Below are 25,826 nucleotides of genomic sequence, written 5' to 3' on the forward strand. Positions count from 1 at the left end.
ATACCGCCGCCGGAAGGGATCGGGACCGTGGGCCGAGTCGTCATGGGCAGAGCAGTGGCGGGCGGCGCGGCGGCGCTGCTCCTGGTGACCGGCTGCTCGTCGGGTACGGACCCGGGTACGGGTACCCGTACGGAGGCGCCTACGGGTACGACGGCCCCGGCGCCGTCCTCCCCCTCGTCCCCCACCTCGGCTCCGCCCGCCGCCACCGGCTCGGTCCGGGTCGTGCGCACCCTCACCGAGGGGCTGCGCTCCCCGTGGGGCCTGGTGGAGCTGCCCGGCGGCGCTCTGCTGGTCTCCTCGCGCGACGAGCGGACCGTCACCCGGATCGACGCCCGCACCGGGCGGCAGGCGTCGCTGGGCGAGGTGCCCGGGGTGGTGCCCGGCGGTGAGGGCGGGCTGCTCGGGCTCGCCCACCGGGACGGGTGGCTGTACGCGTACCTCACCGCGGCCGACGACAACCGGATCGTCCGGATGCGGTACGGGGGCGGCCCGGGCGACCGGCTCGGGGCGCCGGAGCCGGTGCTGACCGGGATCCCCAAGGGCGTGATCCACAACGGTGGCCGGATCGCGTTCGGCCCGGACGGGATGCTGTACGCGGGCACCGGCGAGACCGGCCGGACGGGTCTCGCCCAGGACCGGTCCTCGCTCGGCGGGAAGATCCTGCGGATGACCCCGGAGGGCCGCCCGGCGCCCGGCAACCCCTTCCCGGACTCGGTGGTCCTCTCGTACGGCCACCGCAATGTCCAGGGCCTGGCCTGGGACGACCGGGGGCGGCTGTGGGCGGGCGAGTTCGGCCAGAACACCTGGGACGAGCTGAATCTGATCGCGCCGGGCGGCAACTACGGCTGGCCGGTGGTCGAGGGCCGGGCCGGGCGGGCCGGGTTCACCGACCCGGTCGCCCAGTGGCCGACGGACCAGGCGTCGCCGAGCGGCATCGCGTACGCCAAGGGCGCGATCTGGCTGGCGGGGCTGCGCGGCGAACGGCTGTGGCGGGTCCCGGTGCCGGGGCCGGGGGCGGGCGCGGGGGAACGTTCCGGCACGCCGAAGGCGTTCCTTCAGGGCGCGTACGGGCGGCTGCGCACGGTGGTGGCGACGGCGGGCGGCTCCGGGCTCTGGCTGGTGACCAGCGAGACGGACACCCGGGGCACGCCGGAGCCGGGCGACGACCGGGTGCTCCGGCTGGAGGTCGGCTGACGCCGGGCGAACGGCGCGGCCGACGACTATTCGTCGTCTATCAACGACTGGTCGAGGACGGCGACGGACACGAGGATCAGGAACGCGCGGTGCACCATGTAGTCGACCGTGAGGCCGGGCGACACCGAGACGACCCTGATGTCCTCGCCGCTGACGGCCTGGGACACCGGCGTGAACGGGTCCTCAGCGAGCTTGAGCAGACCGCGCTCCAGCAGCTTGCGGCGCTCCTCGGGCAGAGCGTCGCGCTGGCTGGCGGCCCGCTCCGTGAACTCGATCTGGTACAACACGGCTCCTCCGGTGTGACGGCCGTCTCCAGTATGGCCCACGGGTCAGACGGCCGCGTCGAGCAGCCGTAGCCGGTGGGCCAGGGCCGCCGCCTCTCCTCTGCCCTGGACGCCCAGTTTGGCGAGGATGTTGGAGACGTGGACGCTCGCCGTCTTCGGGGAGATGAACAGTTCCTCGGCGATCTGGCGGTTGGTGCGGCCCACCGTGACGAGGCGCAGCACGTCCTGTTCGCGCGGGGTCAGTCCGAAGGTGTCGGCGGGGCCCTCGGCGGGGTCGGGGGCGGCCGTGGGTTCGTCGGCCGGGTCGAGGGTGAGCCGGGCCCGGGCGGCCAGCAGGTCGATGTCCTCGCGCAGCGGGTGCGCACCGAGCCGTACGGCGGTGGTGTGGGCGGCCCGGAGCAGGGCGGCGGCCTCGGTGCGGCGGCCGCCTTCGGCGAGGAGCGCGTCGGCGAGCCGGTGGCGGGCCCTGGCCAGCAGGTACGGCTGGTCGAGCGGTTCGAGGGCGGCGACCGTCTCGGCCCAGCGTTCGGCGGTGGCGCGGTCCTCGGCGCGGGCGAGTTCGGCGGAGACGTAGTGGGCGTACCCCTGCCAGACCGGGGCGGGGGTGGCGAGGCCGCGGAGTGCCCGCCGGACGTCGTCGAGGGCGGCGGCCCGGCCCTCGGCGGCGGCCGGGAGGCCGCGGGCGTCGGCCTCGGCGGTGACGGCGCTCAGCAGCAGCGGCCAGCCGTAGCGGTGGGTGCCGGGCGGGAAGCCGTCCTCGGCGGCGGTGGCGAGCGCCGCGCGGACGTCCGCGAGCCGGCCCTCGGCGGCGGCGAGCGCGGTGGCCACCCGGGCCATCGGCAGCGTGTACTGCGGGATCGGGTCGCGGGAGCCGTAGGCGGCGCGGGCGGCGGCGAGATGGCCGGCGGCGGCGGTCAGTTCGCCGCGTCCGGTGGCGATCTCGGCGAGCCACAGCGAGGCGGAGGCGCTCGGCTTGGTACCGGCGGGCAGCGTGAGCATGTCCCGGGCCTCGTCCTGGGCCTCGTCCCAACGGCCCAGCGACAGCAGCGACTCGGCCTTGTTGGCGCGGATCCAGCCCGCCGAGCCGAGCAGGCCGCGCCGCCGGGTGAGTTCGAGGCCCTGGTCGGCGACGGTCACGGACTCCGCGGAGCGGCCGAGGGATTCGAGCGCGGAGGAGATGTTGATGTGGGCGCGGGCGGCCTCGTGGTCGTGGCCGAGCGCGGTGGTGCGGGCGCGCACCTCGTGCATCTCGGCGAGACCGGCGTCGACGTCCCCGGCGGAGACCATGATGGTGCCGAGGGTGAGCCGGGCGGCCAGTTCGATGTCCTCGGCCTTGACCAGGCGGGCGTACTCGACGGCCCGTTCGGCGGCGGCCAGCGAGTCGGGGCCCGGGGCGCGGAGCATGCCCCAGCCCGCGACCCCGGTGAGCACCATGGCGTGCACGGCGGACGGCGGCAGGCCCCGGACGAGTTCCTGGGCGCGGGATATCTCCTCCCAGCCGTCGCCGCGGCCGAGGTTGGACTGGAGCCTGGCCATCTCGCACAGGAACCAGGCGGCGCGCAGCGGGTCGCTCGCGGGTTCCGCGGCGGCGACGGCGTCCGTGTCGGCGTCGAGGAGGCGCAGCGCGGTGCGGCAGATCTTCAGGGCGCGTTCGCGTTCGCCGCCGAGCCGGGCGGCGACCAGGGCTTCGGCGAGCAGGTCCAGGTAGCGCAGCGGGGTGGTCTCGGGGTCGCAGCCGCTGGGGTTCCCCCTGCCGAAGGTAAGGGGAGGATACGAGTCGGCGAAGTCCATCGGGCGCAGGGCGTCGCGGACCTCGTCGGGGACGGCGTCCCAGAGTTCCATGGCGCGTTCGAGCAGGCCGAGCTGTTCGGCGTACGCGTGCCGCTTGCGGGTCTCGACGGAGGCGCGGAGCACGGCGGGCAGGGCGCGGGCGGCGTCGCGGGCGTGGAACCAGTAGGTGGCGAGCCGGTTGGCGCGTTCGTCGGCGCGGACCAGGGCCGGGTCGGTCTCCAGGGCTTCGGCGTAGCGGCGGTTGAGCCGGGAGCGTTCGCCGGGGAGCAGGTCGTCGCTGACGGCCTCGCGGACCAGGGAGTGCCGGAAACGGTAGCCGTCGCCTTCAGGGGCGGCCAGCAGGATGTTGGCGCCGACGGCGGCGCGCAGGGCCTCGATGAGGGCGTCCTCGCCGAGCTGGGCGACGGCGGCGAGCAGGTCGTACTCGACGGTGGAGCCGCCCTCGGCGACGATCCTGACCACCCGCTGGGCGCCGTCGGGGAGGGCTTCGACGCGGACGAGGAGGAGGTCGCGCAGGGAGTCGCTGAGTTCGGCGGCGGCGCAGCCGAACTCGTGGGAGGCGACGAGTTCCTCGACGAAGAAGGCGTTGCCGTCGGAGCGTTCGAAGACCTCGTCGAGGAGGCCGGCGTCGGGTTCGGCGGCGAGGATGCCGGTGAGCTGGCGGTGCACCTCGGCGCGGGTGAAGCGGGCGAGTTCGACGCGGCGGACGGAGCGCAGCCGGTCGAGTTCGGCGAGCAGCGGGCGCAGCGGGTGGCGGCGGTGGATGTCGTCGGCGCGGTAGCTGGCGAGGACGCAGATCCGGCCGTGGGCGAGGGTGCGGAAGAGGTAGGCGAGCAGGTGCCGGGTGGAGGTGTCGGCCCAGTGCAGGTCTTCCAGGACCACGACGACGGTGCGGTCGGCGGCGAGCCGTTCCAGGAGCCGTACGGTCAGTTCGAAGAGGCGGGCGGTGGCCTCCTCGGCGTGCGGGTCGCGGCCGCCGAGCTCGGCGAGTTCGGGCAGCAGCCGGGCGAGTTCGCCCTCGTGGCCCTCGGCGGCGGCGGCGAACTCCTCGGGGAGGGCGCGGCGCAGGGCGCGCAGGGCGGCCGAGAAGGGGGCGAAAGGCAGGCCGTCGGCGCCGATCTCGACGCAGCCGCCGAGCGCGACGACCGCGCCCGTGGCACGGGCGCGGTCGGTGAACTCCTCGATGAGCCGGGTCTTGCCGACGCCCGCCTCGCCGCCGAGCAGCAGCGCCTGGGGCTCCGCCCGGGCGGCCCGGGCGAGCGCTTCGGTGAGGGCGGTGAGCTCACCGGCCCGGCCGACGAACACGGGGCTGACTGACCTGGTCTCCACGGCGCCGAGCATCGCACAGGCGTCCGTTCTGGTGTGTGAACGGATCTCCACCGGGGGTCACGCGGCCCTGGCGAAGCGGCCCCGGCCGTCACTCACCCGCCCTTCGGGTTCCTGGCGGGCGCTGCCGCGCCGGGCGGCCCGGGCGGCCTGCCGGGCGAGGCGGCGGTCGGCGGCCTCGCGGACGAGCTCGGCGTGGCGGGCCTGGTGGAGTTCGTACTCGAACATGGGGTGCTCCCTGGGGTTTCGGTGTCGCTCTCTGCGATGCCTCTACTTTCTCGGCCCAGGGGGGTGCGCCACATGGGGAGAGTGCCGCATGTTCGGGGGGTGGGGGGCCTTAGGGAGGTCCTAGGGGGCCTTAGGTGGCCTGAGGGGCTTCCTCAGGCGGGCCTCAGCGGGTGTCCGGGCCGTCGGGGAGCGGCTTGCGCCAGACCGAGATGTGCTTCGTGGAGTCCTGGGTGAACGGGGTCCCGTCCCAGTCCGCGACCCGGCGCTCCCGTTCCAGACCGGCGATCCTGGCCATCAGGTCGAGCTCGGCGGGCCAGGCGTACCGGTGCCGGGAGTCCTCGCGGCGGTAGCGGCCGTCCGCGCCGTCGCGGGTGAGGTGGTGGGAGACGAGGATCTGCTCGACCAGGTCGAAGGTGTCGAAGCCGAGGTGCCGCTCGGAGACGTCGAACGGCACGGCGACCTGGCCGGGCGGCAGGTGCCTGAGCGGGGGTACGCCGAGCTCGATGACGAACCGGCCGCCGGGCGCCAGGTGCCGGGCGGCGTTGCGGAAGCACTCGACCTGCTCGTCCTGGGTGAGCAGGTTCGTGATGGTGTTGTAGACGAGGTAGACCAGGGTGAACTCGCCGGGCACGACGGTGGTGGCCATGTCGCCGATGACCACCGGGAGCGTGTCCGCGTCGGTCTTGCGCCGCAGCACCTCCGCCATGTGCGTGGACAGTTCGATGCCCACGACCGGCACGCCACGGGCCCGCAGCGGGACTCCCACGCGGCCGGTGCCGATGGCGAACTCCAGTGCCCGGCCGTCACCGGCGAGCTCGGCGAGGAAGGCGAGGGCCGGTCCGAGGGCGGCGGCCGAGGACATCTCCGTCTCCTCCGCGTCGTAGCGCTCGGCGGTCTCGCGGGTCCACAGTTCGCTGCTCGTCATGGCCCTCACCCTGCCGGGCGCGGAGGGCCGCTGTCGAAGCTTTTTCCGTGTCCGGCGAGCCGCTAGCGCGGACCCGCTTCCGCGCTCCGCACGGTCTCGGTGCGCTGGAGGGGCAGCCGGGCGGCCTCCTCCGGCGCCGGGGTGTCCGTCTCCCGCGCGTCCGCCGCCGCCCGGCATTCCGGCGGCTCGATGCTGATGCGGGGCAGGCGGCGGTCGAGCCAGCGGGGCAGCCACCAGTTGGCGCCGCCGAGCATGTGCATGAGGGCGGGGACGAGGAGGGTGCGCAGGACGAAGGCGTCCAGGGCGACGGCGGCGGCGAGGGCGATGCCGAACATCGCGATGACGCGGTCGCCGGAGAGGACGAAGGCGAGGAAGACGGAGATCATGATGACCGCCGCGGAGTTGATCACGCGGCTGGTCTCGGCGAGGCCGACCCGGACCGCCCGGCGGTTGTCGCCGGTCTCCAGCCATTCCTCGTACATCCGGCTGACCAGGAACACCTGGTAGTCCATGGAGAGCCCGAACAGCACCGAGACCATGATCACGGGCAGGAAGGGTTCGATCGGGCCCGCGCTGCCGAGGCCGAGGGGTTCGCTGCCCCAGCCCCACTGGAAGATCGCCACGACCACGCCGAAGGCTCCGGCGACGGCGGCCACGTTCATGAACGCGGCCTTCAAGGGGATGCCGATCGAGCGGAACGCGAGCAACAGAAGGAGGCAGCCGAGGGCGATCACGACGCCGACGAACAGCGGCAGCTTGCCGATGATGATGTCGGCGAAGTCGTCATAGGAGGCGGTGACGCCGCCGACGTGGACCTGGAGCGAGGTGCCGTCGGACGCGGTCGGCAGCACGTCGTCGCGGAGCCGGTCGACGAGTTCGCTGGTGGCCTTGGACTGCGGCGAGGAGTCGGGGACGACGGTGAGGACGGCGGTGTCGCCGGAGCCGTTGTAGGTGACCGGGGAGACGGCCTCGACGCCCTTGGTGTGTTCGAGGCGGGCCGGGAGCGCGTCGAGGGCGACCCGGGCGTCGGCGCCGTCGAGGCTCGCGACGAGGGTGAGGGGGCCGTTCACGCCCGGTCCGAAGCCGTCGGCGAGCAGGTCGTACGCCTTGCGGGTGGTGGCGGTGGCCGGGTTGTTGCCCTGGTCGGAGGTGCCGAGGTGGAGCGAGAGGGTGGGCAGCGCGAGGACCACCATGACGACGGCGGCGACCGCGCCGAGCAGCTTGGGGTGGCGTTCCACGAAAGCCGACCAGCGGGCGGCGAAGCCGGTGGGCAGCTCGGGCTGCGGGCCGTGCTCGGCGAGCTGCCTGCGTTCGCGGCGGCTGAGCGCCCGCATCCCGATCAGCGACAGCAGCGCGGGCAGCAGGGTGACGGAGGCGGCGACGGTGAGGACGACGGTCAGCGAGGCGGCGATGGCGACGCCGTTGAGGAAGCTGAGCCGCAGGATCAGCATGCCGAGCAGCGCGATGCAGACCGTGGCGCCCGCGAAGACGACGGCCCGTCCGGTGGTGGCGACCGCGATCCGGGCCGCCTCCGGTACCGGCAGGCCGCGTTTGAGGCCCTTGCGGTGCCGGGTGACGATGAACAGCGCGTAGTCGATGCCGACGCCGAGGCCGATCAGCATGCCGAGCATGGGCGCGAAGTCGGCGACCGTCATCAGGTGGCCGAGGAGCACGATGCCGGAGTAGGCGATGCCGACGCTGACCAGGGCGGTCGCGATGGGCAGCAGGGAGGCGGCGAGCGAGCCGAAGGCGAGGAAGAGGACGACGGCGGCGACGACCACGCCGACGGCTTCGGCGATGTGGCCGCCGGGTGCCTCGGTGAGGGCGACGGCGGTGCCGCCGAGTTCGACCTGGACGCCGTCGCCCCCGGCGCCGCGCGCGGTGTCGACGAGGGCCTTGGCCTGGGCTTCGGGGATGTCGTCGGCCTGCGCGTCGAAGGCGAGGGTGGCGTAGGCGGTGCGGCCGTCCTCGCTGATCCTGCTGGGGTCGGAGCCGTACGGGGAGGTGACGGAGGCGACGCCGGGCAGGTGCTCGACCTTGTGGAGCATCGCGGTCATCCGCGCTTCCACGTCGGCGGCGCGCACGCTGCCCCGGTCGGTGTGCCAGACGATGGTGTCGGTGTCGCCGCCGAGGCCGTGGAAGCCCTGTTCGAGCAGGGCGGTGGCGCGGCCGGACTCGGTGCCGGGCACCTCGTAGTCGTTGGAGTACGCGCTGCCGGCGATCGCCGCACCCGTGGCGGCCCCGCCGAGCGCGAGGAGCCAGACCAGAACGACGACGAGGCGGTGCGTGACGCACCACCGGGCGATAGCGGCCAACGGACGTGCTCCCTGTGGTTCGGTGCTCCGCCCACTGTTACAGCCAAACGTGATCGTTTGTCCCTTTCGTGGCGATGCTCACAGGCCGGTGCGGGGGTACGGGACCGATGGCCCCGCTCCCCCGCTCCGAACGCCCCCCGAAGACCCTCCGAAGACCCCCCGAAGACCTCTCGGGGGCGGGACCTCAGCCCGAGACGCTGGTGCGTCCGTTCTCGATGTGCCCCATGAGGCGGCGCCGGAAGCCGTCGGGGCCGGTGACCTCGACGTCGTACCAGCCGTGCGCGTCGGCGGCGGAGTGCACGACCGTACGGGACCTGCCGGGCTTCACGGTCACCGTGCGGGTCCAGCCCTCGGGGTTGTCGGCGAGGTCGTCGGCGTCGACGTAGCCGAGCGGCCGGACGGTGAAGGTGACCGGGGTCCTGGCCGCGTTGCGCAGCGTGAGGTGCAGGTCACGGTCGTGGTGGTCGACCCGGGACGCCAGCCCGGCGGTGCCGCCCGCCGGTCCGGCGAACTCGCGGCGGAAGCCGTTGGGGCCGGTGACGGTGAACCGGTAACGATCACCGGCAAGGGGGACGGTCCAGCGGCCGGTGCCCCTGACGTCGGCGTGCTGCGGGACGGCGAACTCCCCCGCGTACGGGTAGAGCGCGAAGTGCGCGCTGGCCCGGCCGGTGTTGCGCAGCTCGACCGTGACCGTGCGGTGGCCGACGGTGGCGACGGCGTCCGGCTGGTACGGCAGCGGGCGGGCCGGGCGGGTGCCGGGCTCCTGCACGGGCATGGTCTGCACGGCCGGGGGCCGGGGCCGCCAGCGGCCGGTGAACGGCGGCACGGGCTCGGGCTGCTCGACCGGCGGCAGACGGCGGGTGCGGGTGAAGTCGAAGGCGGAGGTGAGGTCACCGGTGACGGCCCGCCGCCAGGGGGTGATGTTGGGCTCGCGGACGCCGGTGACCTGCTCCAGGAAGCGGATCACCGAGGTGTGGTCGAAGGTCTCGGAGCAGACGTAGCCGCCGACCGACCACGGGGAGACGGCGAGCAGCGGGACCCGGATGCCGAGGCCGGTGGGGCGGCCCTGCCAGCGCTCGGCGGCGCCGCGCGGGTCGTCGGCGCCGGGCACCGGCGGCGGCACGTGGTCGAAGAAACCGTCGTTCTCGTCGTAGTTGATCAGGACGACGGTGTGCCGCCAGACCTCGGGGTGCGAGCCGAGGGCGTCGAGCACCCGGTAGACGAGGGAGGCGGAGGCGACCGGCGAGGAGGCGCCGGGGTGCTCCGAGTCGACGGCGGACGGCACCAGGTAGGAGACCTCGGGCAGGGTCCCGGCGGCGACGTCGGCGCGGAAGGCGTCGGCGAGGGTGCCGGACTCGACCCGGCGCAGACCGCGCTCGAAGAGCGAGCGCTCGGCGGCGGTGAGGGTCGCGACGCCGTCCTCCAGGAGGCCGAGCAGCCTGGCCCGCTCAGCCATGTCCTCGGTGTCGCGGACGGCGGCGTAGAAGGACTCCATGAAGGTGTGCCCGCCGGTCTTCGCGAGCGCCTTGCGGGCGATCTTCTTGAAGCTGGTGAAGAACTCGATGTTGTTGTCGGTGAAGTTCTCCCACTCCGTGTACGTCTTCCAGCTCCGCCCGGCCGCCTCAAGACGCTCGGCGTAGGTGGGCCAGCCGTAGCCGGGGTGGGTGTCCTCGGCGTACGCGGCGTTGGTGACGGCACGGCTGCCGTCGGCCTCGTAGCCGGTCCAGCCGGACCACAGGTGGTTGCGGTTGGGGCTGGTGGAGGTGTGGATGGAGGAGTGGTAGGCGTCGCAGATGGTGAAGGTGTCGGCGAGCTCGTAGTGCAGCGGGATGTCCCGGCGGTCGTAGTACGCCATGGTGGCGGCGGTCTTGGCGGAGACCCAGCCGTCCATCCAGCCGTCGTGCCACGCCTTGGCGCCGCCGCCCCACGAGTGGTCGAGGTCGCCGATGTACTGGAGGTCCTTCTGCTGCGCGGCGGCGGCGCCGCGCACCGGGAACGGCAGCACGCTGCCGCCGGGCGCGGCGGGCTGCTCGAAGACGGGGCGGCCGGACGGCAGCTCGATCGCGTTGCGGTCGCCGAAGCCCCGGACCCCGCGCAGGGTGCCGAAGTAGTGGTCGAAGGAGCGGTTCTCCTGCATCAGGATCACCACGTGCCTGACCGCTCTGATGCCGCCGGCCGGGGGCTCGGCGGCCATGGCCGCCTGGAGCGACGGCGGCAGCAACGACCCGGCGGCCGCCGCGCCGAGGGCGCCTCCGCCGAGTGCGAACAGCCTCCTGCGCGAAATCTCCGGTGACACGGCCCCGACCTTCCTCATCGACGACCGACGGCTCGCCTTCGAGCCGCCGGGTGGCACGGCGGGGACGCTAGGCGGGCGGGGTGACGGAGAGGAGACCCGAGGGGGGTGGGAGAGTGAACGGCTGTTCGCCTCGGTGAACGGCCACCGTTCGGGCGGTTCCCGTCAGGGCCTCGGACTCGGGGTCGGGGGCGGGTACGGGTACGGGGGCGAGGTCGGGCTCGGGGGCGGGGGCGCCGGGCGTCGAGTGGAACTCGCACCAGACGATCTTGCCGGGGTTCCGCTCCCCCACGCCCCAGCGGTCCGCGAGCGCGGCGACGAGATGGAGCCCGCGCCCGGACTCGCCCTCCGGCGCCCGGCGGGCCGGGACGCCGTCACCGCTGTCGTGGACCTCGACGCGCAGCACGTACCGAAGGCCGGGACCGCGCTCCAGGAGGAGCTGGAGGCGGTAGCCACGGCCGGGCGGGACGCCGTGGAGGAGGGCGTTGGTGGCGAGTTCACTGACGCACACCAGTACGTCGTCCGTCCGTGCGTCCAGGTTCCAGTCCACGAGCGCGGCGCGCGCGAAGGCGCGGGCGAGCGGGACCGAGCGGCGTTCCCGGCGGTGGAACACCTCGCGGAACAGGGGAAGTTGGTCGTTCATACGGATCACAGTGGCGTCTCGCGCCACTCCGGCCCCAGGGCGTGGACCCGTACAAAATCTTTGTACGGGTTCCGGACGCGTCGGGCGGGCACGGCGTGGGGAAGGCACCGCACATGGCACGCATCACGAACTCCAGGAAGAAGGTCCCCTCATGGGAAGTGATCGGCGCCCTCGTGGGGCTCTTCCGGAACATCGCGGGGCTGACCCAGCTCCAGTTGGCGGATCTGGTCTGTGTGGGTGAGGAGACGCTGGCCTCGATCGAGCAGGGGCGGCGGGCGCTGCGGCTGAGGCTGGCGGCCGAGCTGGACGATGTCCTGGAGACCGGCGGCGCACTGACGGTGGCGGTGTCGAAGGCGCCGAAGAAGGAGCGGTATCCGGCGTTCGCGCAGGAGTACATCGAGCTGGAGACGGAGGCGCTGGCCCTCTCGTCGTATCAGAACGCGGTGGTGCCGGGTCTGCTCCAGACGCCGGAGTACGCCCGTGCGGTCTTCGACTGTCTCTATCCGCCGAAGACGGCGCAGGAGGCGGAGGAATCGATGCTCGACCGGATCGACCGGCAGGCGATCTTCCAGCAGCAGCCGTGGCCGCCGATGATGTCCTTCCTGCTCGACGAATGGATCCTCGAACGCCCGATCGGCGGGCGCGAGGTGCTGCGCGGACAGCTCCTTCATCTGCGGGAGATGGCGGAACTCCCCTTCCTCGCCCTCCAGATCGTCCCGAAGACCCGGACGAAACACGCGGGCCTCGACGGGCCCATGATCCTGATCGAGACGCCTGACCACGAGCATGTCGCCTACGTCGAAGGGCAGCGGGTGAGCTTCCTCATCGACGACCCCGACGAGGTCGGCGTCCTCCAGCGCAAGTATGGAATGCTGCGCTCACAGGCCCTGACGCCCGAGGACACCATGGGCCTGCTGGAACGTCTGGCAGGAGAGACATGAGCGCAAGCGCACTTTCGTGGTTCAAGTCCAGCTACAGCGGCAGCGAGGGCGGTGCCTGCCTCGAAGTCGCCTACGAGTGGCGCAAGTCGAGCTACAGCGGCAGTGAGGGCGGCGACTGCGTCGAGGTGGCCGCGCACGCGGCCGCCGTCCACGTCCGGGACTCCAAGCTGGGCGACGGCAGCCCCGTCTGCACCGTCTCCCCCGCCGCCTGGTACGCCTTCGTGGCGGCGCGCGCCTGACCTCGCCCCGGCGACGAGGACGGGCACGAGAACGGGGGCGGGTACGGGGCGGCCCCGCACCGGATGTCCGGGTGCGGGGCCGTCGTCGCGTGCGCCTACAGCCGCTGCCAGCGCTGGTTGGGCTCGCCGTTGCAGTACCAGAGGCCGACGGCGCTGCCCGCCGCCGTGGCCCGGCCGCCGACGTCGAGGCAGAGCGGCGAGTCGACCGGGGTGACGCTGCCGCCCGCGTTGAGGTTCCACTTCTGGTTGGTGCCGCCGTTGCAGGGCCAGAGGATGAGCGGGGTGTTGCCGACCGTGCCGCCGTGGTCGACGTCGAGGCACATGTCGCCGTAGACGCGGAGTTCCTTCTGGGCGGTGTAGGTCCACTGCTGGTTGGGGCCGCCGTTGCAGTACCAGAGGATCATCTTGGTGCCGGGTTCGCGGACGGCGCCGGGCACGTCGAGGCAGATGCCGGAGCCGACACCGCGCAGCACGCCCGCGGTGGTGGCGGGGCGACCGGTGCCCCACCAGGCCCAGGCGAGGCGGTCGGCGACGGACTGGTTGGTGGTGCGCAGGGTGAGGTCGGTGCCGGTGCCCTGGAGTTCGGTGAGGGAGTAGCCGTCCCCGGCGCGCAGGCCGGGCCAGTAGACCGAGCCCATGCCGAGTTCGCGGAGGGTGTCCGTCTGGGCCTGGAACGCGGCGATCTGCCATTCGCCGTTGACGGCGCCGTTGTAGTCGAGGCCGCCGGTGGCGCCGACGCCGAATTCGGTGAGAACGGTACGGGAGGCGCAGTCGCCGATCTTGGACCGGAGGTCGGCGGCCCAGGTCGCCGGGTCGGTCCAGTTCTGGTGCCAGAAGCCGTAGTGGTGCAGGGAGAGATGGGTGCCGGCGAGTCGCTGGTCGGCGCAGACGGGCTTGACGTCCTCGCTGTAGCCGACGCCGCCGACGAAGACGCGCTCGCGCGGGACGACGGCACCGTAGGTGTCGAGCCAGTTGGCGGCGGTGTCGGCCCATTGGGCGGCGGTGTAGCCGTAGGGCTCGTTCATCGGCTCGAAGGAGACCGCGCCGGTGTCGCCGTACTGGTCGACGACGGTGCGCCACATGGTGTCGTAGGCGGCCTTGTCGTCGATGCGGCCGTCCTTGTGCTCGGGGCTCTCCCAGTAGCCGAGGAGGACCTTCACGCCACGGCCGGTGGCGGCGTCGATGGCGCCCCGGTAGGAGTCCCACCAGGGGCCGTTGACGGTGGCCGGGTTGATCGGCAGCCGGACGGTGTTGGTGCCGAACTTGCGCTGGAACTCGGCGACGACGGCGGTCGACTTCTGGTAGGTGGCCAGGTAGTCGTCGGTGAGCGCGAGTCCGGTGGGCACGACCTCGTCCGAGGCGTAGTTGTCGCGCGGGTCGGCCCAGTTGACGCCTTGGAACTTGGTGGTGTCCGGTGCGGCGGCGGCCGCTTCCCCCGCGAGCGGCCCGGCCTGGAGGGCGGTGAGCCCGAGCGACCCGACGGCCGCGAGTGTGAGCATTCTTCGGATGACTGACATGCGCGGTTTTCCCCCACTTTTGCGGTCAGTTGACGATCAAGCATGATCGTATCGGTCGTCTCCGACATCGGTCCGGCTCGCCGGTCCGGCCCAGCGGGACACCGTCGGGACTCCGCGAAACCGCTGGTGGGAACCGGTTGGACAGGCCGGATCCGGTTCAGTGATCCTTCCGCCTGTGATCACCTTCCGTTCTTCCCGTCCCACGTCCGCCCCGCCGCTCCGGCGCCGCCGCCACGCGGCCGGACTCGTCTCCGCCCTGCTCCTCGCCCCACTGCTCGGCGCCCCCGCCGACGCCGCCGAGCCCGCCCCCGTACCCGACTACCCGCCCCTCGGTCCCGCCTTCCCGCTGGGTGACGGCTCGGCGCCGAAGAGCGGGCTGACCCAGCTGGCGCCCGGCGTCACCTACCGGGTGTTCTCGCAGGGCGCGGCGGACGGCAGCTGGGCGGTGTGGGTGCGGTACGCCGACGGGCAGGAGATGACCACCTCCACCACCACCGCCGAGACGCGCGCCAAGGAGCTGCGCGACGCCGGGTTCCCGGCCGCCGCCGTCGTACCGCTTCCGTCACCGGCCACGGCGGACACGAAGGCGATGACGCTGTACGGGGTGCACCTCACCGGGTACCCGACGGCGGACGCCGCGAACGCCGCCCGTACCGCGCTGAACACCGCCGGGTTCCCCAGCACCCGTACCTTCTTCACCGCCGAGACCGACCCCGCCAGCAAGGGCCCCTGGCAGATACGGGTGATCACGGTCGCCCCCGGCGCGCAGGTCGACGTGCGCGCCGAGCACGGCACCGATGTGTCCGGCTCGCAGACGGTGAAGCAGATGGCCGCCCCGCTCGGCGCGCTGGCCGCGGTCAACGGCGCGGAGTTCGACATCGACTCCGTCAACAACCCCGGCTTCATGGGGTACGAGGGCGTGCCGCAGGGCCTGTACGTGCGGGACGGCGTGCTGCTCGGCGCGGCCAACAACGGCCGTACCGCGCTGCTGATGAACGCCGCCGGGGGCGGTCACCGGATCGCCGAGACCAGTACCCGGACCTGGCTGTCCGTGCCGGGCAAGGGCGAGCGCGACGCCGACGGCATCAACCGGGTCACCGGCCAGGTCCTCGGCTGCGGCACGCCCGGCGACCTCCTGGAGACCTCTCCGGGGGTGTCGGCGCCCCGCCCGACGCCGCTGCGCAACGCCGTCTGCCACGACCCCGACGACATCGTGATCTTCCGCCCCGAGTGGGGGGCCACCACCCCCGCGCCCGCCCCGCGGTGGGCCGGGACCCCGATGACCGAGGTGGTGACCGACGGCAGCTGGAAGGTCGTCACCGTCCGGCACACCCCGGGCGCGGTCCCGGCGGGCGGCCGGGTGATCCAGGGCATCGGTACGGGAGGCGCCTGGCTCGACACGCTCGTACCGGGTGACCGGATCACGCCCCGCACCACCATCACGGACGCGGCGGGCGCCTCGGTCACCTCGTCGAAGCTGTCGGCGGTGGCGGGCGGCACGCCCGCGCTGCTGCGCGACGGCGAGATCATGCTGAACCCGGCGGCCAACGGCATGGCCCACGTCTCGTGCGCCAAGCCCGACCCGCTGACCTGCCGCCCGAGCGCCGCGCTGACCTCGCGGCATCCCCGTACGCTCGCCGGGATCTCGCCCGACGGCCACCTGATGCTGGTCACGATCGACGGCCGCAACCCCGCCCACAGCGTGGGCGCGACGCTCGTCGAGGCGGCGCAGGTGATGAAGTGGCTCGGCGCGCGGGACGCGGTGGGCCTGGGCAGCGGCGGCGACACGACCCTCGTCGTGAACGGCAGCCTGTACAACCGGCCGTGGGACCAGTGGCAGGACACCGCGCCGCGCGAGCGCCCGATGAGCACGGCGGTCGTGGTGGTGCCCCGCGCCTGACCGAGGCCCTTCGGGCCCGCTCGGGCCCGGCCGGTCACATGCCGATCTGGGAACTCCCGCCCTCCAGCAGGGCTTTGCCCAGGTCGGTGACCCGGTGCAGGGTCGCGTTGCGGTGGCGCTGGCTGGCGATCAGGGACGCCTGGCGCAGGGCCGTGAGGTGGCGGCTGGCGTTGGGCGGGGTGGTGCCCGCACGGCGGGCGAGCTGGCCCGTGGTGGCGGCGCCGTCGGCCAGGGCGGTGAGGAGCACCGCCCTGGTCGGGCCGATCAGCGCGGCCAGCGCCTTTCCGTCGGCCTGCGGCACGTCCGGCGTCGCCCAGTACACGTCGTGCTCGATCGGGTGGACGAGGACCGGCGGCAGCGCCGGGTCGGCGAGGGTCGTCGGGTTGTAGCGGGAGAAGAACGACGGCTGGAGGAGGAGCCCGCGGCCCCGCAGATGGAGGTCCTGGTCGACCGGGAAGTCCAGCCGGAGCACCGGGAAGTCCCAGGTGGCGGACGGATGGAGGGTGCTGAGCACGGCGTCCCAGCCGCCTTCCGCGAGGGTACGGCTGCGCCGGTTGCGGTCCCGGCAGATCTGCACCCGGATGCGGTCCCAGTACGGGCCGAGCACCGCGTCCACATAGCCGCGGGCCGCCCCGGCGAGCCGCTCAAGGCCCGCCGCCTCGCCCGCCATCAGCTCCCGCGACCAGGACGGCAGCCGACGCGGGGCGTTCTGGATCACGAACTCGCGTAAGTCCCGCTGGACCTGGCGCAGCGGGGTGGCCCGCAGCGCCTCCAGCTGCTCGTCGAGGCCGCCGTCGACGGTGGGCGTGAGGAAGTCCGCCGCGTAACCGACCGGCGGCGCGAGCGCCGTCAACAGCCGGATGTCGGGCGGCACTCGGGGCAGCGACTCGCGCAGCCATGGGCCGAACAGCACCCCCGCGTCCCGGCGTCTCAGCCGGTGCAGGCTGAGCAGCATCTCCCACATCGGATCGGGTTCGGGTGCCAGCCGCACCCGCCCCAGGTCCTCCCCCGTGAAGTGGATCCGCAGCACGTCAGCCCCTCCCACCAGCGCAATTACGGCTCAGCGCAACAACGTTCACGACAACCCCCCGGTCCGCGCAGACTCTGTCCCGTCGGTGCCACCACGGCACACACCCCAACAGGACGGTGGATCGTAAAATGCCCGAGTCCCTTGCGCGGAGCGGTTTTCGCGGCGGGCGTGTCGCCGGGCGCGGCGCGCTCCGCGCGGCGGCGGTCGGCGCGCTGCTCCTCGCGGTCGCCGGCTGCTCGGGCAGCCCTTCGGGTCCCGCCGCTCCGCGCGCTCCGAAGCCGGTCGTCCAGCAGGCCGAACCGACCGCGCTGCGCGCCTCGCCGCCGGTCACCGCCCTGCTCTTCACCCCGGCCCAGCGCGGCACCCTGGCGCAGCAGAAGCTCGCGGTCGCCTGCATGGCGGCCCGTGGCTTCCGCTACGCGCCGGTCCCGCCGCCCCGCACCCCGGACGGCGCCGGTCAACGGGCCGACCAACGAGCCGACCAACTGCCGCGTCCCTTCGGCCTGGAGTCGGCCGAGGCGCCGAAGCAGCCCGCCGCGGTGCCCTCCGAGACACCGCCGAAGCCGGGCAGTCCGGAGAGCAGCGACGCGTACGCCACGGCGCTGTTCGGCCGGGAGAGCGCCCGGGTCACCGCCAAGGGCGCCCGGCTGAGCGTGTCGCGGCCGGGCGAGGGCTGCCTCGCCGAGGCCGAGGAGCGGCTGTTCGGGGACGGGCGGATGCGCCGCCTCCAGCTGCGGATCCTGCTCTTCGAGGCCCAGGAGAACGCCCGCCGGGAGGTCGAGAAGGATCCGGCGTTCCAGGCCGTGACCGCCCGCTGGCGGCAGTGCATGGACGCCGCCAAGGTCAGGGCGAAGGACCCGGTCCAGGTGGCGGGCACCCTGACGTCGGGCAAGGACCCGGGGACCAGCCCGGTCGCCGCCGCCGACCTGCGCTGCAAGGCCGAGACCGGCTATCTCACCACCGCGTACCAGCGGCTGGCCGCCGTGCAGCGCGACTGGCTGGACCGCCACCCGGACGTCGGCGCGGACTGGCGGAAGCTCTCGGCCCGCGAGAGCAAGGCCGTCGGCGAGGTCCTCGGCGGCACGGGCTGAGCCCCCGCCGAGCCCCGGTCCGGCCCGCCCCCCTGACCGTGCCCGGCCGCCTCGTACCGCCGCCGCCCTGCCCCGTACGCCCACAGTCTTCCGCGCCCTCACCGGCCCGGATGTTTCCCGCACCGACCTTTCCCGTACCCGGAAGGAACACCCATGTCCATGAACCTCCGTCGTAAGTTCGCCGCTGTCGCCGGTGCCACCACCCTGCTCGTCGGCGCTGGCATCGCCACCGCGTCGACCGCCTCGGCCGGTCCCAGCTGCCCCACGGGCTACCACTGTCTCTTCGAGGGCAGCATCGGCTCCTCGGTGCACAACTTCTTCAACAGCGACGACAACTTCACCGACGACACGTTCTCCAGCGGTCACAACGTGAACGACAACTCGTGGTCCGCGAGCAACTCCAGCACCGGCGGCTACGAGAGCCACTACTACTACGACGCCGGCTACCAGGGCGGGCTCGTCTTCTGCGTCAACCCGGGCAGCTCCGTCCGCCACGACCAGCTGTCCGACGACATGGTCGACGGCAACCACAACGGCCAGCGCGACGAGGCCAGCTCGCTCCAGCTGCGTCCGACCACCAGCGTCAGCTGCTTCTGATCCACGGCACCACCACGGGCACAACAGGGCGGCCCCGCACCGGAGTTCCGGTGCGGGGCCGCTCGGCCTGCTCAGTCCTGGGCTCAGCCCTCGCTGACGCCCAGCCGCTCCAGGATCAGGTCCTTGACCTTCGCCGCGTCGGCCTGGCCACGGGTGGCCTTCATGACCGCGCCGACCAGGGCGCCGACGGCGGCGACCTTGCCGCCGCGGATCTTGTCGGCGATGGCCGCGTTGCCCGCGATGGCCTCGTCGACGGCCGCGCCGAGCGCGCCGTCGTCGGAGACGACCTTCAGACCGCGCTTCTCGACGACCTCGTCCGGGGTGCCCTCGCCCGCGAGGACGCCCTCGATGACCTGGCGGGCCAGCTTGTCGTTCAGGTCACCGGCGGCGACCAGCTGCGACACCCGGGCCACGTCCGCCGGGGCGATCGGGAGCTCGTCGAGCGAGACGCCCTTCTCGTTGGCGTTGCGGGCCAGCTCGCCCAGCCACCACTTGCGGGCCGCGGCGGCGTCCGCCCCGGCGTCGATGGTGGCGACGATCGACTCGACCGCGCCCGCGTTGAGGATGGACTGCATCTCCAGCTCGGAGACGCCCCACTCCTCGCGGAGCCGGTTGCGGCGCACCCGGGGCAGCTCGGGCAGGCCCGCCCGCAGTTCCTCGACCCACGCGCGCGCGGGGGCCACCGGCACCAGGTCCGGCTCGGGGAAGTAGCGGTAGTCCTCGGCGTTGTCCTTGATGCGGCCGGCCGTGGTGGAGCCGTCCTCCTCGTGGAAGTGCCGGGTCTCCTGGACGATCGAGCCGCCCGAGGTGAGGACGGCGGCGTGCCGCTGGATCTCGAAGCGCGCCGCCCGCTCCACGGAGCGCAGCGAGTTGACGTTCTTCGTCTCCGAGCGGGTGCCGAAGGTGTCGGAACCCTTCGGCATCAGCGACAGGTTGACGTCGCAGCGCAGCTGGCCCTTGTCCATCCGGGCCTCGGAGACGTCCAGGGCCCGGATCAGCTCGCGCAGTTCGGCCACGTACGCCTTGGCGACCTCGGGGGCGCGCTCACCGGCGCCGACGATCGGCTTGGTGACGATCTCGATCAGCGGGATGCCGGCCCGGTTGTAGTCGAGCAGCGAGTGCGAGGCGCCGTGGATGCGGCCGGTCGCGCCACCGATGTGGGTGGACTTGCCGGTGTCCTCCTCCATGTGGGCGCGCTCGATCTCCACGCGGAAGACCTCGCCGTCCTCCAGCTGGACGTCCAGGTAGCCGTCGAAGGCGATGGGCTCGTCGTACTGGGAGGTCTGGAAGTTCTTCGGCATGTCCGGATAGAAGTAGTTCTTCCGGGCGAAGCGGCACCACTCGGCGATCGAGCAGTTCAGCGCGAGGCCGATCTTGATCGCGGACTCGACGCCGATCGCGTTGACCACCGGCAGGGCGCCGGGCAGGCCGAGGCAGGTCGGGCAGGTCTGGGTGTTGGCGTCCTGGCCGAGCTCGGTCGAGCAGCCGCAGAACATCTTGGTCCTGGTGCCGAGCTCGACGTGGACCTCCAGGCCCATGACGGGGTCGAACGTGGCGAGCGCCGCGTCGTACGACATCAGTTCAGTGACAGTCACGGTGGAACTTTCCCTCTCAGCCCAGCAGGACGTCGTCGTCGCCGAGGCGCTTCAGCTCGCGGTACAGGATCGCGAGGCCGGTGACGATGGCGGCGGCGGACACGACGGCGTCGACGAGCTTGAGCGTGTCGTGATCGGCGCGGGCCTTCTTGACCTGCTTCATCACGGTGACGGCGCCGAACGCGGTGGTGCCCATGGACAGGTACGTGCCGGTCTTGGACTTCTTGAAGCCCTTGGCCTTCTGCAGTGCACTGGTACTCACAGCGACGGAGCCTCCTCGAGCAGCGGGTGGCCCCACTTTTCCACGAAGGCGGCCTCGACGGCGGCACCGACCTTGTACAGCCGGTCGTCCTTCAGGGCGGGGGCGATGATCTGCAGTCCGACCGGCAGGCCGTCCTCCGGCGCGAGGCCGCAGGGCAGCGACATGGCGGCGTTGCCGGCCAGGTTGGTCGGGATGGTGCAGAGGTCCGCCAGGTACATCGCCATCGGGTCGTCGGCGCGCTCGCCGATCGGGAAGGCGGTGGTGGGCGTGGTCGGCGACACGATGACGTCGACCTGCTCGAAGGCGGCCTCGAACTCGCGGGTGATCAGCGTGCGGACCTTCTGCGCGGAGCCGAACCAGGCGTCGTAGTAGCCCGAGCTGAGCGCGTAGGTGCCGAGGATGATGCGGCGCTTGACCTCGGGGCCGAAACCGGCCTCGCGGGTGAGCGCGGTGACGTCCTCGGCGGACCGGGTGCCGTCGTCGCCGGACCGCAGGCCGTAGCGCAGTCCGTCGAAGCGGGCCAGGTTGGAGGAGCACTCCGAGGGCGCGATCAGGTAGTACGCGGAGAGCGCGAGGTCGAACGTCGGGCAGTCCAGCTCGACGATCTCGGCGCCCAGCGACTTCAGCAGTTCGACGGACTCGTCGAAGCGCTGCACGACACCGGCCTGGTAGCCCTCGCCGCGGAACTGCTTGACGACGCCGACGCGCATCCCGGCCACCGAGCCGTTGCGGGCCGCTTCGACGACCGGCGGGACCGGCATGTCGATGGAGGTGGAGTCGAGCGGGTCGTGCCCGGCGATGGCCTCGTGCAGCAGGGCCGCGTCGAGGACCGTACGGGCGCAGGGGCCGCCCTGGTCGAGCGAGGACGAGAAGGCCACCATGCCGTAGCGGGAGACCGCGCCGTAGGTGGGCTTGACGCCGACGGTGCCGGTGACGGCGGCGGGCTGGCGGATCGAGCCGCCGGTGTCCGTGCCGATGGCGAGCGGGGCCTGGTACGCGGCGAGCGCGGCCGAGGAGCCGCCGCCGGAGCCGCCGGGGATCCGGGTCAGGTCCCAGGGGTTGCCGGTCGGGCCGTAGGCGCTGTTCTCGGTGGAGGAGCCCATCGCGAACTCGTCCATGTTGGTCTTGCCGAGGATGACGACGTCGGCCGCCTTCAGGCGCTTGACCAGGGTGGCGTCGTACGGCGGGATCCAGCCCTCGAGCATCTTGGAGCCGACCGTGGTCGGGATGCCCTGGGTGGTGAAGATGTCCTTCAGCGCGAGCGGGACACCGGCCAGCGGGCCGAGCTTCTCGCCGCGGGCGCGCTTCTCGTCGACGGCGCGGGCCTGCGCGAGCGCGCCCTCGCGGTCGACGTGCAGGAAGGCGTGCACCTTCTCGTCGACGGCGTCGATGCGGGCCAGGTGGGCCTCGGTGACCTCGACGGCGGTGAGTTCACCGGAGGCGATCTTCGCCGCGATCTCGGCGGCGGTGAGCTTGATGATGATGCTGTGCTCCGTCATGACGTGATCAGTCCTCCCCCAGGATCTGCGGCACCTTGAAACGCTGCTGCTCCTGGGCGGGGGCGCCGGACAGCGCCTGCTCGGGGGTGAGCGACGGGCGGACCTCGTCCGCGCGCAGGACGTTGGTCAGCGGCAGCGGGTGGGAGGTCGGCGGTACGTCTTGGTCGGCGACCTCGGAGACGCGGGCGACCGCGCCGATGATGTCGTCGAGCTGACCGGCGAAATGGTCCAGCTCGTCGTCGGCGAGTTCCAGTCGCGCCAGCCGGGCGAGGTGGGCGACCTCCTCGCGCGTGATGCCAGGCATGCAGCGATCCTCACGGGGTGAGTTTGACGGTGTTGGGGCCCAATCCTATGGGGCGCGCACCGCTGCCCGTGAAACGGTTTGCCGTACGGCCGCCCCACCGCCCCCGCGGGGAGCTCCGGGCGGGGGCGGTACGGGGGCGGCGGGCGGTGCCGTCAGGCGGTGATCCAGTCCTGGTAGCGGGTGGCGGCGAGCCGGGCGCCGGGGCCGGGGGTGAGCACGTCGCCGGGGACGGCGGCGAACAGTCCGGCCTGGTCGTCGACGACGACGGGGCGGGCGTCGCCGCGCGCGGCGAGGGTGATCCGGCCGACCTCGTCGAGGGTGAAGCGGTCGGGCCCGGCGACCTCGACGAAGTCGCCCAGCGGGGCGCCGGTGGTCACGTCCGCGAGGGCGGCGACGACGTCGGCGCTGGCGATGGGCTGGATCGGCGTCGCGGGCAGCCGGACCTCGGTGTCGTCGGAGGTCCACGACATGGTCGGCTCCATGAACTCGAAGAACTGGGTGGCGCGCACGACCGACCAGGGCGTCGGGCCGCCGCGCAGCAGCTCCTCCTGGAGCGTCTTGGCGCGGTAGTAGTCGAGGGCCGGGACCAGGTCGACGCCGACGATGGAGAGCAGCACCTGGTGGGCGACGCCGGCCCGCTCGCCCGCGGCGAGCAGGTTGCTCTGCGAGGTGCGGAAGAAGGCGAGCGACGCCTCGTCGAAGGTGGGCGAGTTGGTCACGTTGACGACGGTCTCGGCGCCGGTCAGCGCCTGGTCGAGACCGGCGCCGGTGAGCAGGTCGACGCCGGAGGAGAGCGACGCGGAGGTGACCTGGTGGCCTCGGGCGGTCAGCTCGGTGACGAGCTGGGAGCCGATGAGGCCGGTGCCGATGACGGTGATCTTCATGGGGTGCCTTCCTTTCCTTCGCGGGCCGAGCGCCCCCCGGAAACTCGGACAAGTTATGTCCGTGATGATACTCGGATATCCTTTGTCCGAGTCAAATGGACGGGCCGGAGGAAGGTGGCGTGGCGTGAAGCTGTCGGGTGGCGTGGAGTGGGCGCTGCACTGCTGTGTGGTGCTGACGGCGGCCGGTGCGCCCGTTCCGGCGGCGCGGCTCGCCGCGTTGCACGACGTCTCGCCGAGCTACCTGGCCAAGCAGTTGCAGGCGCTGTCGCGGGCGGGTCTGGTGCACTCGCTGCAGGGCAAGACCGGCGGCTATGTGCTCACCAGGGAGCCGGGGACGATCACCGTGCTCGATGTGGTGCAGGCCGTCGACGGGGCGGACCCGGCGTTCGTGTGCACCGAGATCCGGCAGCGCGGTCCGCTCGGCACGCCGCCTGAGCTGTGCACCCGCGCGTGCCCGATCGCCCGGACGATGGGCGCGGCCGACGCGGCCTGGCGGGCGTCGCTCGCCGCCGTGACGATCGCCGACCTGGCGGCCTCGGTGACCGAGGACAGCGGGCCCGAGGCGCTGCCGCGGGTGGGCGCGTGGCTGGACGCGGGGCCGGAGGAGCCGCGCTGAGGACCGCCCGGAGGGCGGCGTACGGGCGCCGGGCCGGGCGGGCGGCCCGTACCGCTCCCGCCCCTGTCGTCGGCTAGAGCGCGACCTGGCCCGTCGGGCGGATGGTGGGGTGGATCGCGGGCTGGCCCGGGGCGTGGGCGGTGGGCTGGCCGGGGGTGTGCCCGGCCGGGAGGCCGGGGGGTGTGTGTCCGGCCTCCGCGAGGGCGGCGCTGGCGGCGATCTCCGAGGGGCGGCGCCAGCCGTGCTCGCCGCGGGCGAGCAGCCAGGCGGTGGTCTCGGCGGGCGGCATCGCGGCGGCGACCAGCCAGCCCTGGACGGCGTCGCAGCCGAGGTCGCGCAGCCGCTCCCAGGTCTCGTCGTCCTCGACGCCCTCGGCGACCACGAGCAGGCCGAGCGAGTGGGCGAGGTCGACGGTGCAGCGGACGATCTCGGCGTCCTCGTTGTCCACGGCGAGCCGGGCCACGAAGGAGCGGTCGATCTTCAGCTCGCTGACCGGAAGGCGGCGCAGGTGCACCAGCGAGGAGTAGCCGGTGCCGAAGTCGTCGAGGGACATCTTGACGCCATGGCCGGTGAGCCCGGCCATGGTGTCGGCGGCCCGCTGCGGGTCCTCCAGGAGCACGTGCTCCGTTATCTCCAGCTGGAGCGCGCCGGCCGGGACGCCGTGCCGGGCGAGCCGGGCGGCGACGGCGCCCGCGAAGCCGGGGGTGTGGACGTCGCGGGGCGACACATTGACGGCGACGGGGACGTCGAGGCCCTGGGCGCGCCAGCGGGCGACCTGGGCGAGGGCGGTCTCCAGGACGTACTCGGTGAGGTGCGGCATCAGGCCGGAGGACTCGGCGATGGCGATGAACTCGTCCGGCGGGACCTTTCCGCGCTCCGGGTGCACCCAGCGGACCAGCGCCTCCAGACCGGCGACCTGGCCGTCGAAGCGGACCTTGGGCTGGTAGTGGAGCTCGACCTCGCCCGCGTCGAGGGCGCGCCGCAGGTCGCCGAGCAGGCCGAGCCGGTCGGGGGTGTTGGAGTCGCGCTTGGACTCGTACACCTCGACGCCGGTGCGGTCCCGCTTGGCCTGGTACATGGCGACGTCGGCGCGGCGGAGCAGGCCCTCGGCGTCGAGGGCGTGCTCGGGGAAGACGGCGACCCCGGCGCTGGCCTCCAGGACCAGGGTGAGGCCGTCGAGGTCGAGCGGTGAGGAGAGGTCGGCGACGAGGTGGCGGGCGACCCGCTGGGCGCTGGTGGTGGAGTCGGCGACGGGCAGCAGGACGGCGAACTCGTCGCCGCCGAGCCGGGCGGCCTCGGCGCCGGTGGGCAGGGCGAGCCGAAGGCGTTCGGCGATCTGCAGCAGCAGCCGGTCCCCGGCGAGGTGGCCGAGGGTGTCGTTGACGGAGCGGAAGCGGTCGAGGTCGATGAGGACGAGCGCGGAGCGGACGCCCTGGCCCTCGGCCTCCTCCAGGGCGGTCCAGGTCCGTTCGAGCAGCCACTGGCGGTTGGGCAGGCCGGTGAGCGGGTCGCGGAGCTGTTCCTCGGCGCGGGCCCGGGCGATCCACAGGGTGGAGTCGAGGGCGATCAGCGGGACCGCGAAGAGCGGCAGGAGCGGCGGCCGGGAGGCGGCGACGACGCAGATCAGCGGGGCGATGCCGAGCAGTGCGACGGCGACCAGGCCCTGCCGGAGCAGGGCGGTGCGGGCCGCGGTGGGCAGGCCGCTGCCGTGCGGGGCGAGGGCGTACCACAGCAGCAGCCGGGTCGCCACGAGGTAGGCGAGGGCGGCGAGGACGACTTCCGGTACGTCGGCGATCCCCCAGTGGAGCGGCTGCCAGGGGTGTTCGACGCTGGGGACGTCGCCGAAGGTGGCAAGGACGAGGGCGGCGGCGCCCGCGCCGATGACGTCGACGGCGCCGTGCAGCAGGCCCTGGCGCCAGCGGTGCCGCCGGGCGGCGGCGACGAGGACGACGACGCCGAGCGACACCAGGCTGGCGGGCAGCCAGCCGTACAGGAGCAGGACGGCGAGGGTGAGGGCGGCGCCGGAGCCGGTGCCGCCCCACCAGCGGTCGCGGCCGAGCGCGATCAGGTGGGCGACGATGAGGGCGGACAGGACGACGAGGGACCAGCCGGCGGGGCCGCCGGGGAAGAGTCCCTGACCGGTGCTCAGCGCCCGGTACAGACCGGCGCCGAGCACGACGGCGGCGATGCCCACGAGCACTCCGGGCAGCCCGGAGGTGAGACCCACGAACGCCGCGCGGCCCTGCGGCCGTGCGACCGGGGCGGCACTCTCGGTCGGTTTCATTCCCGTCCCTCTCACAGCCGGCGGTGCCGTCGCAACGCGGGGGCCGTCGTGATGCCACTGAGGCGTCG

General features: G+C 73.2%; 21 protein-coding genes and 1 pseudogene. 7 read left to right on the plus strand and 15 right to left on the minus strand.

Translation table 11 applies throughout. The features are described from left to right. Window positions 1-42 precede the first annotated feature (42 nt). Window positions 43-1,194 (plus strand): PQQ-dependent sugar dehydrogenase, encoded by a 1,152-nt coding sequence (locus ACIPXM_RS23875; RefSeq protein ID WP_401658647.1) that lies wholly within the window; start codon window positions 43-45, stop codon window positions 1,192-1,194. A 26-nt stretch (window positions 1,195-1,220) separates the two neighbouring features. Here ACIPXM_RS23875 and ACIPXM_RS23880 read toward each other — a convergent pair whose 3' ends face one another. The 7 genes and pseudogenes from ACIPXM_RS23880 to ACIPXM_RS23910 form a co-directional block, all read right to left on the minus strand. Beyond that, window positions 1,221-1,481 (minus strand): type II toxin-antitoxin system RelE/ParE family toxin, encoded by a 261-nt coding sequence (locus tag ACIPXM_RS23880; RefSeq protein WP_401658650.1) that lies wholly within the window; start codon window positions 1,479-1,481, stop codon window positions 1,221-1,223. A gap of 42 nt (window positions 1,482-1,523) precedes the next feature. Then, a complete protein-coding gene (locus ACIPXM_RS23885; RefSeq protein ID WP_401658653.1) occupies window positions 1,524-4,610 on the minus strand; it encodes an AAA family ATPase in 3,087 nt (1,028 codons plus the stop codon). Window positions 4,611-4,655: 45 nt separating this feature from the next. Then, window positions 4,656-4,823 carry a hypothetical protein gene (locus tag ACIPXM_RS23890; protein WP_401658656.1) on the minus strand — a complete coding sequence of 56 codons (168 nt, stop codon included), beginning with the start codon at window positions 4,821-4,823 and terminating at the stop codon, window positions 4,656-4,658. A 163-nt stretch (window positions 4,824-4,986) separates the two neighbouring features. Continuing rightward, a complete protein-coding gene (locus tag ACIPXM_RS23895; RefSeq protein ID WP_401658659.1) occupies window positions 4,987-5,748 on the minus strand; it encodes a class I SAM-dependent DNA methyltransferase in 762 nt (253 codons plus the stop codon). 62 nt (window positions 5,749-5,810) lie between these two features. Then, a complete protein-coding gene (locus ACIPXM_RS23900; RefSeq protein ID WP_401658661.1) occupies window positions 5,811-8,063 on the minus strand; it encodes an MMPL family transporter in 2,253 nt (750 codons plus the stop codon). 184 nt (window positions 8,064-8,247) lie between these two features. Further along, window positions 8,248-10,359 (minus strand): phosphocholine-specific phospholipase C, encoded by a 2,112-nt coding sequence (locus ACIPXM_RS23905; protein WP_401658664.1) that lies wholly within the window; start codon window positions 10,357-10,359, stop codon window positions 8,248-8,250. 247 nt (window positions 10,360-10,606) lie between these two features. Then, a pseudogene (locus ACIPXM_RS23910) lies at window positions 10,607-10,999 on the minus strand (ATP-binding protein); the annotation flags it as partial. Between the two features lie 113 nt (window positions 11,000-11,112). Between ACIPXM_RS23910 and ACIPXM_RS23915 the strand changes: the two are divergent. Together ACIPXM_RS23915 and ACIPXM_RS23920 are read left to right on the plus strand one after the other, a co-directional pair. Next, complete coding sequence (locus ACIPXM_RS23915) at window positions 11,113-11,940, plus strand: Scr1 family TA system antitoxin-like transcriptional regulator (protein ID WP_401658667.1); 828 nt, start codon at window positions 11,113-11,115, stop codon at window positions 11,938-11,940. Beyond that, the gene (locus tag ACIPXM_RS23920; RefSeq protein WP_401658670.1) at window positions 11,937-12,179 is read left to right on the plus strand and encodes a DUF397 domain-containing protein; all 243 of its coding nucleotides are present in this window, start codon (window positions 11,937-11,939) and stop codon (window positions 12,177-12,179) included. Before ACIPXM_RS23915 ends, ACIPXM_RS23920 begins: the two co-directional genes overlap by 4 nt. Before the next feature lie 95 nt (window positions 12,180-12,274). Here the strand turns inward: ACIPXM_RS23920 and ACIPXM_RS23925 are convergent, their stop codons facing one another. Next, the gene (locus ACIPXM_RS23925) at window positions 12,275-13,678 is read right to left on the minus strand and encodes a lectin (protein WP_401658672.1); all 1,404 of its coding nucleotides are present in this window, start codon (window positions 13,676-13,678) and stop codon (window positions 12,275-12,277) included. Window positions 13,679-13,871: 193 nt separating this feature from the next. Between ACIPXM_RS23925 and ACIPXM_RS23930 the strand changes: the two genes are divergently transcribed. Continuing rightward, entirely contained in the window at window positions 13,872-15,596 is a 1,725-nt protein-coding gene (locus ACIPXM_RS23930; RefSeq protein WP_401658675.1) for a phosphodiester glycosidase family protein, read from the plus strand. Between the two features lie 34 nt (window positions 15,597-15,630). On the opposite strand, the gene ACIPXM_RS23935 is transcribed toward ACIPXM_RS23930, so the two are convergent. Then, window positions 15,631-16,641, minus strand: coding sequence for an ArsR/SmtB family transcription factor (locus ACIPXM_RS23935; RefSeq protein ID WP_401658679.1), 1,011 nt, complete (start codon window positions 16,639-16,641; stop codon window positions 15,631-15,633). A gap of 113 nt (window positions 16,642-16,754) precedes the next feature. Between ACIPXM_RS23935 and ACIPXM_RS23940 the strand changes: the two genes are divergently transcribed. Beyond that, window positions 16,755-17,717, plus strand: coding sequence for a hypothetical protein (locus ACIPXM_RS23940; RefSeq protein WP_401658681.1), 963 nt, complete (start codon window positions 16,755-16,757; stop codon window positions 17,715-17,717). Between the two features lie 159 nt (window positions 17,718-17,876). Continuing rightward, window positions 17,877-18,314 carry a peptidase inhibitor family I36 protein gene (locus tag ACIPXM_RS23945; protein ID WP_401658684.1) on the plus strand — a complete coding sequence of 146 codons (438 nt, stop codon included), beginning with the start codon at window positions 17,877-17,879 and terminating at the stop codon, window positions 18,312-18,314. A gap of 83 nt (window positions 18,315-18,397) precedes the next feature. Here the strand turns inward: ACIPXM_RS23945 and gatB are convergent, their stop codons facing one another. The 5 genes from gatB to ACIPXM_RS23970 form a co-directional block, all read right to left on the minus strand. Continuing rightward, complete coding sequence (gene gatB, locus ACIPXM_RS23950) at window positions 18,398-19,909, minus strand: Asp-tRNA(Asn)/Glu-tRNA(Gln) amidotransferase subunit GatB (RefSeq protein WP_401658686.1); 1,512 nt, start codon at window positions 19,907-19,909, stop codon at window positions 18,398-18,400. Between the two features lie 16 nt (window positions 19,910-19,925). Continuing rightward, window positions 19,926-20,171, minus strand: coding sequence for a hypothetical protein (locus ACIPXM_RS23955; RefSeq protein ID WP_401658689.1), 246 nt, complete (start codon window positions 20,169-20,171; stop codon window positions 19,926-19,928). Then, on the minus strand, window positions 20,168-21,670 hold the full coding sequence (gene gatA, locus ACIPXM_RS23960) for an Asp-tRNA(Asn)/Glu-tRNA(Gln) amidotransferase subunit GatA (protein ID WP_401658692.1): 1,503 nt from the start codon (window positions 21,668-21,670) through the stop codon (window positions 20,168-20,170). The genes ACIPXM_RS23955 and gatA overlap by 4 nt, the downstream gene beginning before the upstream one ends. A gap of 7 nt (window positions 21,671-21,677) precedes the next feature. Next, entirely contained in the window at window positions 21,678-21,974 is a 297-nt protein-coding gene (gatC, locus tag ACIPXM_RS23965; RefSeq protein ID WP_401658694.1) for an Asp-tRNA(Asn)/Glu-tRNA(Gln) amidotransferase subunit GatC, read from the minus strand. A 152-nt stretch (window positions 21,975-22,126) separates the two neighbouring features. Beyond that, the gene (locus tag ACIPXM_RS23970) at window positions 22,127-22,858 is read right to left on the minus strand and encodes an SDR family oxidoreductase (RefSeq protein WP_401658697.1); all 732 of its coding nucleotides are present in this window, start codon (window positions 22,856-22,858) and stop codon (window positions 22,127-22,129) included. 124 nt (window positions 22,859-22,982) lie between these two features. Between ACIPXM_RS23970 and ACIPXM_RS23975 the strand changes: the two genes are divergently transcribed. Beyond that, entirely contained in the window at window positions 22,983-23,474 is a 492-nt protein-coding gene (locus ACIPXM_RS23975) for an RrF2 family transcriptional regulator (RefSeq protein ID WP_401658700.1), read from the plus strand. A gap of 73 nt (window positions 23,475-23,547) precedes the next feature. On the opposite strand, the gene ACIPXM_RS23980 is transcribed toward ACIPXM_RS23975, so the two are convergent. Beyond that, window positions 23,548-25,758, minus strand: coding sequence for a putative bifunctional diguanylate cyclase/phosphodiesterase (locus ACIPXM_RS23980; protein WP_401658703.1), 2,211 nt, complete (start codon window positions 25,756-25,758; stop codon window positions 23,548-23,550). Window positions 25,759-25,826 lie beyond the last annotated feature (68 nt).

It is taken from the genome of Streptomyces sp. NPDC090025, from assembly GCF_044748125.1.
Classification (GTDB): Bacteria; Actinomycetota; Actinomycetes; order Streptomycetales; family Streptomycetaceae; genus Streptomyces.

Bases quoted from the DNA above. Each gene is read 5' to 3' on its own strand.
- ACIPXM_RS23895 (WP_401658659.1), bottom strand. From the start codon at position 5,748: ATGACGAGCAGCGAACTGTGGACCCGCGAGACCGCCGAGCGCTACGAC.
- ACIPXM_RS23925 (WP_401658672.1), bottom strand. From the start codon at position 13,678: ATGCTCACACTCGCGGCCGTCGGGTCGCTCGGGCTCACCGCCCTCCAG.
- ACIPXM_RS23970 (WP_401658697.1), bottom strand. From the start codon at position 22,858: ATGAAGATCACCGTCATCGGCACCGGCCTCATCGGCTCCCAGCTCGTC.
- ACIPXM_RS23885 (WP_401658653.1), bottom strand. From the start codon at position 4,610: ATGCTCGGCGCCGTGGAGACCAGGTCAGTCAGCCCCGTGTTCGTCGGC.
- gatA (WP_401658692.1), bottom strand. From the start codon at position 21,670: ATGACGGAGCACAGCATCATCATCAAGCTCACCGCCGCCGAGATCGCG.
- ACIPXM_RS23920 (WP_401658670.1), top strand. From the start codon at position 11,937: ATGAGCGCAAGCGCACTTTCGTGGTTCAAGTCCAGCTACAGCGGCAGC.
- ACIPXM_RS23890 (WP_401658656.1), bottom strand. From the start codon at position 4,823: ATGTTCGAGTACGAACTCCACCAGGCCCGCCACGCCGAGCTCGTCCGC.
- ACIPXM_RS23980 (WP_401658703.1), bottom strand. From the start codon at position 25,758: ATGAAACCGACCGAGAGTGCCGCCCCGGTCGCACGGCCGCAGGGCCGC.
- ACIPXM_RS23915 (WP_401658667.1), top strand. From the start codon at position 11,113: ATGGCACGCATCACGAACTCCAGGAAGAAGGTCCCCTCATGGGAAGTG.
- ACIPXM_RS23945 (WP_401658684.1), top strand. From the start codon at position 17,877: ATGAACCTCCGTCGTAAGTTCGCCGCTGTCGCCGGTGCCACCACCCTG.
- ACIPXM_RS23940 (WP_401658681.1), top strand. From the start codon at position 16,755: ATGCCCGAGTCCCTTGCGCGGAGCGGTTTTCGCGGCGGGCGTGTCGCC.
- gatC (WP_401658694.1), bottom strand. From the start codon at position 21,974: ATGCCTGGCATCACGCGCGAGGAGGTCGCCCACCTCGCCCGGCTGGCG.
- ACIPXM_RS23875 (WP_401658647.1), top strand. From the start codon at position 43: ATGGGCAGAGCAGTGGCGGGCGGCGCGGCGGCGCTGCTCCTGGTGACC.